The 8,887-nt window shown below is 72.1% G+C and carries 8 protein-coding genes; 4 read left to right on the top strand and 4 right to left on the bottom strand.

The genetic code is table 11. The annotated features are described in order from the left end of the window. Positions 1 to 82: 82 nt before the first annotated feature. Together ACTHJJ_RS15185 and ACTHJJ_RS15180 are read right to left on the bottom strand one after the other, a co-directional pair. Positions 83 to 1,165, bottom strand: a complete 1,083-nt coding sequence (locus ACTHJJ_RS15185) for an IS110 family transposase (RefSeq protein WP_440303781.1) — start codon at positions 1,163 to 1,165, stop codon at positions 83 to 85. 313 nt (positions 1,166 to 1,478) lie between these two features. After that, entirely contained in the window at positions 1,479 to 2,423 is a 945-nt protein-coding gene (locus ACTHJJ_RS15180) for a cation diffusion facilitator family transporter (RefSeq protein WP_440303780.1), read from the bottom strand. A gap of 182 nt (positions 2,424 to 2,605) precedes the next feature. Between ACTHJJ_RS15180 and ACTHJJ_RS15175 the strand changes: the two genes are divergently transcribed. The 4 genes from ACTHJJ_RS15175 to ACTHJJ_RS15160 all read left to right on the top strand — a co-directional run bounded on the left by ACTHJJ_RS15175 (position 2,606) and on the right by ACTHJJ_RS15160 (position 6,885). Beyond that, positions 2,606 to 3,619, top strand: a complete 1,014-nt coding sequence (locus ACTHJJ_RS15175; RefSeq protein ID WP_440303779.1) for a zinc-dependent alcohol dehydrogenase family protein — start codon at positions 2,606 to 2,608, stop codon at positions 3,617 to 3,619. Positions 3,620 to 3,767: 148 nt separating this feature from the next. Further along, entirely contained in the window at positions 3,768 to 5,327 is a 1,560-nt protein-coding gene (locus ACTHJJ_RS15170; RefSeq protein ID WP_440303778.1) for a phytoene desaturase family protein, read from the top strand. Then, on the top strand, positions 5,324 to 5,791 hold the full coding sequence (locus ACTHJJ_RS15165; RefSeq protein ID WP_440303777.1) for an SRPBCC family protein: 468 nt from the start codon (positions 5,324 to 5,326) through the stop codon (positions 5,789 to 5,791). The genes ACTHJJ_RS15170 and ACTHJJ_RS15165 overlap by 4 nt, the downstream gene beginning before the upstream one ends. 56 nt (positions 5,792 to 5,847) lie before the next feature. Beyond that, positions 5,848 to 6,885: a pirin family protein gene (locus ACTHJJ_RS15160; protein ID WP_440303776.1), complete on the top strand. Its 1,038-nt coding sequence runs from the start codon at positions 5,848 to 5,850 to the stop codon at positions 6,883 to 6,885. A 7-nt stretch (positions 6,886 to 6,892) separates the two neighbouring features. Here ACTHJJ_RS15160 and ACTHJJ_RS15155 read toward each other — a convergent pair whose 3' ends face one another. Then, the gene (locus ACTHJJ_RS15155) at positions 6,893 to 7,648 is read right to left on the bottom strand and encodes an SDR family NAD(P)-dependent oxidoreductase (RefSeq protein WP_440303775.1); all 756 of its coding nucleotides are present in this window, start codon (positions 7,646 to 7,648) and stop codon (positions 6,893 to 6,895) included. Next, on the bottom strand, positions 7,648 to 8,829 hold the full coding sequence (locus ACTHJJ_RS15150; protein WP_440303774.1) for an acyl-CoA dehydrogenase family protein: 1,182 nt from the start codon (positions 8,827 to 8,829) through the stop codon (positions 7,648 to 7,650). The genes ACTHJJ_RS15155 and ACTHJJ_RS15150 overlap by 1 nt, the downstream gene beginning before the upstream one ends. Positions 8,830 to 8,887 lie beyond the last annotated feature (58 nt).

The raw sequence follows: 8,887 nt of genomic DNA, 5'->3' as shown, positions 1-8,887 counted from the left end.
CATGGGTCCAACCTAACGACCCGTGGCAGGACGGGTCACCCTCGGTCAGCTGTGACGGGAGTGACGGAGCGAATCTCCTATGTCAAGCCGCGGCTGGCAGGGCGGGTGTGGTGGTCGGTTGTGGGGTGTTCGGTAGGGCTTGCTGGTCGCGGGTCATGGCCGTGTAGATGGCGTTGATCAGGTGTCGTTTGAGCACGCGCATGGCGCCCTTCTTGGTGTCCCGGGCGGTGCGGCGCCGGGCGATCAGGGCCTTGGCGGGTTCGTGCATGCGGGCCTGGGTCAGCGCGGCCCGGTGGACCGCGGCGTTCAGCTGCCGGTCCCCGCCGCGGTGTAGCCGGTGGCGGCCCTCGGTCTTGCCGGAGTTGACCGGGATCGGGGCGGTGCCGGCGTAGCGGGCCAGCTTCGCGGCGCTGGCGAACCGGTCGATCCCGGCGACCTCGCCGATGATCTTGGCCGCGGTCAGCGGCCCGATCCCGACGATGGCCAGCAGGTTCGGCGCGATCGGGGTGACCAGGGCGGTGATCTCGCGCTCGAGCGCGACGATCTGAGCCGTCCACGCGGCGACCTGGGCCAGCGCGGCCAGCACGATCCGGGTGGCCACCGTGGCCGGCATCGCGGTCACCGCCGCGGTGGCCCGGGCCAGCTGGGTGCGGCTGGTCAGGTTCTTCAGGCCCGCCTCGAGCTGCGGGTCCAGCCGGGTCAGGTCCCACCGGATCCGGTTGATCTCCTTGGTCCGCAACGCCACCAGGTGCTCCCGGTAGTCGGTCAGCGCCCGCAGGTCCAGCTCGCGCGCGGCGGGCCGGAACACCGGCAGGTCCGGGTTCGCCTGCGCGGCCCGCGCGACCGCGAGGGCATCGATCGGGTCGGACTTGCCGGCCCGCCCGGCCCCGCGCAGCACCGCCGTCATCCGCGGCGGCACCAGCACCGCGGCCAACCCGGCCGCCCACAGGTCCAGCAGCAGCGGGCCGGCCACGTGCCGGCAGTCCTCCACCGCCCAGACCGCCTCGCCGGGGCCGTCCCCGACAAACGGCGCCGCCCACGCCAGCAGCCGGGCATGCCCGGCAGCGGTGGCCGGCACCTGACACATCCCCAGCTGCCGGCCGTTGCCGTCCACCACGACAACGGTGTGGCTCGCCTTGTGCGGATCGATCCCGAACACGACCATGGTGTCTGTCCCCTTGCTTCTCGTACCGAAGTGACGGGCACGGGCCGGTCGGCGGACAAACCTCAGTCGAGGGGGTGCACTCCGCATGCTCCTATCAAGTCACGCCGACCGGCCCGGACCAGACCGCTCCCGGACAATTCGCTTCGAGGCCAACACACACCGCGGCACTCACTCGATGAGTCACAAGAACGGCCGGTCCGAGCATCCACCCAAACCCCGTGCGCAGCCAGACTGACACTGAGCTCACTCGACTCCAACGTCGAGTGAGCGCCCCGTCACTTCCCTCACAAACCAAGCCCCCCCGGCATACCGGTTAGGGGCGGAGCCCCTCGTCGCCCGGTGTGGAGAGGGTGATGAACGCCTTCTCGACGAGCTCGTGCGCCTCGACGCGCTCCGCGATCGCGCGGAGGCGCTCCGCGACGAGCGTCTCCGGCTGGTCACCCGTGATGTCGGTGGCGGCGAGGAGCAGCACCTTGCCGGGGCCGACGAACTCGAGGTGCAGGAAGGTGACCTTCTCGACGTCGCGATCCTCGAGGAGGGCCATGAGTGCGCGCCGGCGCACCGGCGGGGAGACGGCCTGGCCGACCAGGAAGTCGCGGTTGCGGTCGATGAGATAGACCGCGATGACGCCGAGGAGCAGCCCGACGAGGATCGAGCCGACGGAGTCCCAGCGGGCGTCGCCGGTCAGCTGGTGCAGGCCGATGCCGGCGGCCGCGAGGAGCACGCCGACGAGGGCGGCGGCGTCCTCCGCGAAGACGGCCCGGAGCGTCGGGTTGGACGTGAGGGCCAGGTAGCGCAGCGGGTGCAGGCCGGACTTGCGGGCCGCTTCCTGCGTCTGGCGGCGGGCCTGCAGGAACGAGATGCCCTCGAGGGCGAAGGAGAGGGCAAGGACCCCATAGGCCCAGCCGTAGTTGGCCGTCGTCTCGGGGTGGCTCCAGCTCTGGACGCCGTGCCAGATCGCCACGACCGCACCGGCGGTGAACAGGCCGAAGGCCGCGAACATGGACCAGACGTAGGCCTCGCGCCCGTAGCCGAACGGGTGCTTCTCGTCCGGCTCCCGGTCTGACGTCCGCTCGGCGACGAGCAGGAAGATCTCGTTGCCGGTGTCGGCCCACGAGTGCGCGGCCTCCGCGACCATCGAAGCTGAACCGGTGACGAACGCGACGATGCTCTTCGCGACGGCGATGAGGGCGTTCGCCCCGAGCGCGATGAGGACGGTGAGCAGGCTCTGGTCCTCTGCCGGCGGGGCGGCAGTCACGGCTACCGGCTGCTGAGGGCGTGCGTCATCGGCCATGCCTGCCCACTGCCCCGGCCGGCGTCGGTGCAACCACCGAGGGCCTGCCGACGCCGAGCCACCCTCGCCTGGCGCGCAGGACGAGGGCGCCCGCCGGGGCGGTACTGCGCGTTCGAGGCAGGCAGGAATGGGAAAGGATGACGGTCATGCGAGCGACAACGATCCACGGGCCCCGCGACATACGGGTCGAGCAGGTGCCAGACCCCCGCATCGAGGAGCCCACAGACGCGATCGTGCGGGTCACGGCCGGCTGCATCTGCGGCTCCGACCTGTGGCGCTACCGCGGCGACAACGCGATCACCGCGGGCGAGACGATCGGGCACGAGGCGATCGGCGTCGTCGAGGAGGTCGGCGCGGACGTCCAGCGGGTGCGGGCAGGCGACTTCGTCATCGTCCCGTTCTGCCACTGCGACAACACTTGCCCCAACTGTGAGGCGGGCGTCCAGTCGGCCTGCGTCAACGGCGGTACAACCGTGAGCGGCCAGGGTGAGCTCGTCCGGGTGAACCAGGCGGACGGCTCGCTGGTGCGGAGCGACGTGCCGAGCGAGAGCCTCATGCCCTCGGTCCTCTCGCTCACCGACGTCATGCCGACCGGCTGGCACGCTGCGGTCTCGGCCGGGGTGCGGCCTGGCATGACCGTGGTCATCGTCGGGGACGGGGCGGTCGGGCTCTGCGGCGTCATCGCCGCACAGCAGCAGGGTGCCGAGCGCATCATCATGATGTCCCGTCACGAGGACCGCCAGCGCCTCGCGGAGGAGTTCGGCGCCACGGACATCGTCGCGGAGCGCGACGAGGCGGGCGTCGAGGCGGTCAAGGAGCTGACCAAGGGAATCGGCGCCGACGCGACCCTCGAGTGCGTGGGCACGGACCAGTCCATGCAGATGGCGTTCGGCCTCGCCCGGGCCGGGTCGACCGTCGGGTTCGTCGGCGTGCCGCACGGTGTGACCCTGCCGGTCGGCCGGATGTTCGGCCGCAACATCGGGCTGCGCGGAGGCGTCGCCCCCGTCCGGCGCTACGTACCCGACCTGCTGAGCCGGGTCCTCGCCGGCGAGATCGACCCGGGCCGCGTCTTCGACCTCGACCTCCCGCTCGACGAGGTCGCGGAGGGCTACCGCGCCATGGACGAGCGGCGCGCGATCAAGGTCATCATCCGCCCCTGAGGGGCAACGAGGGTCACGTATGCCGCCCAGCGGCTGAGCGGCATAGGGGGCTCCCGCTCCCGCGCCCCCGCGAAGAGTCCGTTCGGTCCCTGAGGGAGTGGGTAGGTCCGTGGGGGTTTCCCGGTACGACGCGAGGTGAGGAGGACTCATGCCGACCACCGATGCAGTCGTCATCGGCAGCGGGCCGAACGGCCTCGTCGCGGCAAACCTGCTCGCCGACGCTGGCTGGGACGTCCTCGTCCTCGAGGAGCAGCCTTGGCTCGGTGGCGCGGTCAACAGCGCCGCCGATGTCCGCGACGGGTGGATCCACGACACGTGCAGCTCCTTCTACCCGCTGGCCGCGGCCTCCCCGGTGATCGAGTCGCTCCAGCTCGAGCACCATGGGCTCGAATGGGTCAACGCTCCCGCCATCGTCGGCAACCCGCTCCTGTCCGGCGACTGGGCGGTGCTGCACCGCGACCGTGACGACACGGCCGCCTCGCTCGACGCCCTGTGCCCCGGCGACGGCGACGCCTGGTTGGCCCAGTGCCGACTCTGGGACCGCCTCGGCGAGCAGCTCGTCGGCGCCATCACCTCGCCCTTCCCACCCGTCCGCGCCGGCCTCGGGCTCGCGGCCCGCGCTCCCTTCAACGGCGGGCTCGCCTTCGTGCGCCAGCTGCTGCTGCCCGCCCGTCAGCTCGGCGAGGAGGCGTTCCGGGGCGAGGCCCCCCGGCTCCTCCTGGCCGGCAACGCCGCTCACGCCGACATCGGTATGGAGTCACCCGGCTCGGGCTTCATGGGCTGGCTCCTCATCATGCTGGGCCAGCACGTCGGGTTCCCGGTGCCGAAGGGCGGGGCCGCCGAGCTCCGCAGGGCCCTCGTGCGGCGCTTCGAGGCCGCCGGTGGTCAGACGCGCAGGCGGACGCCCGTCGTCGAGGTCATCGTTTCCGGGGGCCGTGCCAGCGCGGTGCGGACCGGCGACGGGGAGGTGATCGAGGCCCGGCGCGCCGTCCTCGCCGATGTGAGCGCGCCGGCGCTCTACGGCGGCCTCGTCTCGTGGGAGCACCTGCCCACCAAGCTGCGCCGCCGGATGGACGGTTTCGAATGGGACCCCGGCACGATCAAGGTCGACTGGGCCCTGTCCGGGCCGATCCCGTGGGCGCCCGCACCACCCGTGGCCCCGGGGACGGTCCACCTCATCGACTCGGTCGACGCGCTCTCCCTCGCGGAGGCACAGATGGCGTCGGGTCGGATCCCGGACCGCGGCATCATGCTGTTGGGCCAGATGGCCACGACCGACCCGACGCGGGCTCCGGCCGGCGCCGAGTCGTTGTGGGCGTACACCCACGTGCCGCACGGTGCGCTGCGCGGGGAGGTGTCCGACCCCGAGGTCGAGGCGATGGCCGACCGGATGGAGGCCCGGATAGAGGAGCACGCCCCCGGCTTCCGTGACCGGATCCTGAACCGTCGCATCCTCAGCCCCGACGAGCTCGAGTCGCGCAACGCCAACCTCGTCGGCGGCTCCATCAACGGCGGGACGGCCAAGCCTCAGCAGGAGCTCATCTTCCGCCCCGTGCCGGGGCTCGGCCGTGCCGAGACGCCCGTCCGGGGCCTGTTCCTGGCCTCCGCAGCCGCCCATCCCGGAGGCGGCGTGCACGGCGCCTGCGGGTCAAATGCCGCGCGAGCCGCCTTGGCCCACGACCGAATTCGCCTCAGGAGGTCCCGATGAGCCGCACCGAGAAGCTGTTCCGTTGCTCACCGGAGGACGTCTTCAGGGTGCTCGGGGACGGGTGGAGCTACGCGGCCTGGGTGGTCGGCGCCTCCCGCATCCGGGATGTCGACCTGACCTGGCCCGCGAAGGACAGCGAGATCCACCACTCGGTCGGCTCCTGGCCCTTCCTGCTCGACGACACGACGACGGTCGCCGACATCGACGCCCCGCGCTCCATCAAGCTGCGGGCCCGGGCCTGGCCGTTCGGCGAGGCCGAGGTGACCCTGAAGTGCGAACCGGCCGGAGTCGGCATGACGCGCGTGACGATGCTCGAGCACTCGGCGAGCGGTCCGGCGCGGCTGCTCCCCCAGATGCTCGTCGACCCCGTGCTCCACGCCCGGAACGTCGAGTCGCTCCGCCGGCTCGCCTACCTGGCGCAGCGCGGCGGCGACGAGAGCAGCCGGCCCTCCGGGGAGGAGTGACCCCGCTGTCCGGGGAGGAGTGACCCCACCGCCTGGCACCGGCCTACAGTCGTGCCATGAGCAACCTCGAGAAGAACCCGGCCGAGGTCGTCTGCACCGATCGTGACCAGGCCGGGGCACCGACGGTCGTGCTCCCCTACCGCGACGTCCCGCTCGGTGGTCCCCGGGCGATGACGGTGCGGCGCAGCCTGCCCCAGCGGGAGCGAAGCCTCATCGGGGCGTGGTGCTTCGTCGACCACTACGGTCCCGACGACGTCGCCGAGACGGGCGGCATGGTCGTCCCGGGGCACCCCCACACCGGGCTGCAGACGGTGTCGTGGCTGTTCACGGGCGAGATCGAGCACCGTGACACGACCGGCGCGCACGCCCTCGTCGTCCCCGGTCAGATGAACCTGATGACCGCCGGCTCCGGCATCGCCCACTCCGAGTTCTCGACGACCACCACGACCACCCTCCACGGCGTCCAGCTCTGGACCGCCCTGCCCGACGAGCACCGCAACGTCTCGCCGCGCTTCGAGCACTACGAGCCGCCGGTGCTCGAGCTCGGTGCGGCCCGCGCACTCGTCTTCCTCGGCACGCTCTTCGGGCAGACGTCTCCCGTCTCGACCTTCAGCGAGCTCGTCGGCGCCGAGATCACCCTGCCGCCCGGTGCCTCGCTCGAGATCGACGTGGACCTCGAGCACGAGCACGGCTTCCTCTGCGACACCGGCACGGTGACGTCGGGCGATGCCGTGGCCAAGCCCGGCGAGATCATCTTCCATCCGGAGGGCCGCGAGCGGCTCACCGTCGAGGCCAGCCCCTCGGAGCCGACCCGCGTCCTCCTCATCGGGGGACGGCCGCTCGGGGAGCAGATCGTCATGTGGTGGAACTTCATCGGCCGCTCGCACGACGAGATCGTCGGCTTCCGCGAGGACTGGCAGCGCGAGCGCGAGGCGGCGGAGCGGGAGGGGACGCCTGGGCCCGACGGCGGGGACAGCGGCATACCGTATGGCGTGGGCCCGGGTGCCGGACGTTTCGGCGCCTTCCCGTCCGCCTGGGAGACGACCCTCCCCGCGCCGACCCTGCCGAACGTGCGGCTGCGCTCGCGCGGCTGAGCGTCGCTCAGCGGGGCGCCATACGGAGCGCGCCGTCCATGCGGATGACCTCACCGTTGAGGTAGTCGTGCTCGACGATGGCGAGGGCGAGCTGGGCGTACTCCTCCGGGCGAGCGAGCCTCTGCGGGAAGGGAACTCCGGCCGCGAGGCCGGCGCGGAACTCGTCGGAGACGGTGGCGAGCATCGGCGTCTCGACGATGCCGGGGGCGATCGTCATGACCCGGATGCCGTACTGGGCGAGGTCGCGGGCGGCGGGCAGGGTGAGGCCGACGATGCCGCCCTTGCTCGAGCTGTAGGCCGCCTGCCCGACCTGGCCGTCGAAGGCCGCGATCGAGGCGGTGTTGATGATGACGCCGCGCTGGCCGTGCTCGTCGGGCTCGGTCTGGGCGATCGCCTCGGACGCGACGGCGAGGACGTTGAACGTGCCGACGAGGTTGACCTGGATGACCTTGGCGTAGAGGCCGAGGTCGTGCACGCCCTTCTTGCCGAGGATCCGGGCCGAGGGGCCGATGCCGGCACAGTTGACGACCACGCGCAGCGGCGCGGTGCCGCTCGCCTGCGCCACCGCCGCGCGCACCTGCTCCTCGTCCGTGACGTCGGTCGGCACGTAGGTCACGCCCTCGACCGCCGGGGCCGCCTCCACCGATGCCGGCAGGTCGAGCGCGTAGACGGCGGCGCCCCTGTCAGCCAGGGCCTGCGCCGTCGCGGCGCCGAGTCCGGAGGCGCCACCGGTGACGATGGCGGCGGTGTTGTCGAGGTGCATCAGGCGTTCTCCTGCTTCTGGTGGACGGTGATCGTGCCGGCGGGCTTGCGGAGCGAGCGGCTGATGACGAGCCGCTGGATCTGGTTGGTCCCCTCGAAGATCTGCATGACCTTCGCCTCACGCATGTAGCGCTCGACGGGGAAGTCCTTCGTGTAGCCGTAGCCACCGAGCACCTGGACCGCGTCGGTGGTGACGCGCATCGCGTTGTCGGTCGCGACGAGCTTGGCCACGGCGGCCTCGCGGCTGTAGGGCAGCCCCTGGTCCTTGAGACGGGCGGCGTGGAGGGTCATCGCGCGGGCCGACTGGACCGCGGCCTCCATGTCGGCGAGGACGAAGGCGAGTCCCTCGTGCTCGATGATCTTGCGGCCGAAGGCTTCTCGCTCCTCGGCGTACTCGACGGCCCGGTCGAGCGCGCCCTGGGCGAGCCCGGTGGCGCAGGCGGCGATGCCGAGCCGGCCGGCGTCGAGGGCGGCGAGCGCGATCTTCAGCCCCTCGCCCTCGTCGCCCAGGCGGCGGTCGGCCGGGACCCGCACGTGGTCGAAGCGCATCGTGGCGGTCGTCGACCCCATGAGCCCCATCTTGTGCTCGGGCGGGTCGGCCGTGAGGCCCTCCGCGTCGGCGGGCACGAGGAAGCACGAGATGCCGCCCCGGTCGTCGGACGTGCGGGCCATCACCTTGTAGTAGTCGGCCTCGCCGCCGTGCGTCGTCCATGCCTTGGCGCCAGTGATGACGTAGCCGTCGCCGTCACGGACCGCGCGGGTCGTCATGGCGGCGGGGTCGGACCCGGCGTGCGGTTCGCTGAGGCAGTAGGCGCCGAGCAGGTCGCCGCCGAGCAGGTCGGGGAGCCACCGCTGCCGCTGGGCGTCCGTGCCCCGGGTCGCGAGGCCGAAGCACGACAGCGCATGCACGCTCATGCCGACCGCGACACTGGCCCAGACGCTCGCGACCTCCTCGAGCACCTGGAGGTAGACCTCGTAGGGCTGGCCGCCGCCACCCTCGCTCTCGGGGTAGGGCAGCCCGAGCAGGCCCAGCTGGCCGAGCTGGCGGAACACGTCGCGGGGGAAGGCCCCGCTCGCCTCGGCCTCCGCGGCACGGGGCGCGAGCTCGTCGGCCGCGAACTCTCGCACGAGCCGGATCAGGTCGGCGGCCTCGGACGTGGGCAGGACACGCGACGCGGGCATGGGATCTCCTCGGACGAGTACCAGAGAAGGGTCCACGGTACCAGTCTTGGTATCGTCA

Source organism: Intrasporangium sp. (assembly GCF_051961875.1).
Classification (GTDB): domain Bacteria; phylum Actinomycetota; class Actinomycetes; order Actinomycetales; family Dermatophilaceae; genus Intrasporangium_A.
Note: the sequence above shows the minus strand (reverse complement) of the source record. Positions and strands in the feature narration are given on the sequence as shown.